The 675-nt window shown below is 54.5% G+C and carries 1 protein-coding gene; it reads right to left on the bottom strand.

Annotated elements, in window-relative coordinates:
* Positions 1–63 precede the first annotated feature (63 nt).
* On the bottom strand, positions 64–675 hold a 612-nt coding region (locus DW211_RS10165), incomplete at its 5' end, for a hypothetical protein (RefSeq protein WP_199576789.1).

The following is a 675-nucleotide window of genomic DNA, read 5'->3' on the forward strand; positions in this document are numbered from 1 at the left end:
CGGTTTAGAGTCTACTAGATTGGGGGGACGCGAGCCAAGCCGACAAAGGCAATCAGTCGGCGGCTATTTAATCAGGCAGACATGCTGATTGATCTCGGCCGGATTCGAATAGTTGTAAATAGACGAAATCTGATTGGCAGGCGACGAGGAGTGCCACATCTTATTATCGCAAGGATTGTCGCCCCAGAAAAATCCAATATGACAATCGACACCGGGGGTGGTCTTGAAGAAGATAATGTCGCCCTTCCTCGCCAGGCCGCTGCTCAGCAAGTCCTGTACCCTGTCGAACTCATAGACTTTCGAACCGGAATCAATCGCATAGCCGTAAAAGCGCCACGCATTGATATACCCTCCGCCACCGGGGCCAGTAGCCCAGGGAGAATGGCTATTATTCGCCGCGACCGCCGCGAGATCGCCACCGCATTTTGCCCATGCATGGGCGACAAAACCGGTGCAATTCATACCGGAGTATCCATCCCAACGCCTCTCGCCGTTGGGGTAGGTGCAGGTGGGAATAGTGAATCCAGTGGAATACGGGGTCCCAAGGTAATAGCCGTTATATTGATGCTGAGCAAGCCATCTAACGAGCTTAATGCGCGGAACACCAATCACCTTCTTGTCAGCAACATCGATATACGCGCCCTCCGTGGGGCCCGGCGCCGCCGAGCCCTTCGC

This window comes from Collinsella sp. AM18-10, assembly GCF_003471585.1.
Taxonomy (GTDB): Bacteria; Actinomycetota; Coriobacteriia; order Coriobacteriales; family Coriobacteriaceae; genus Collinsella.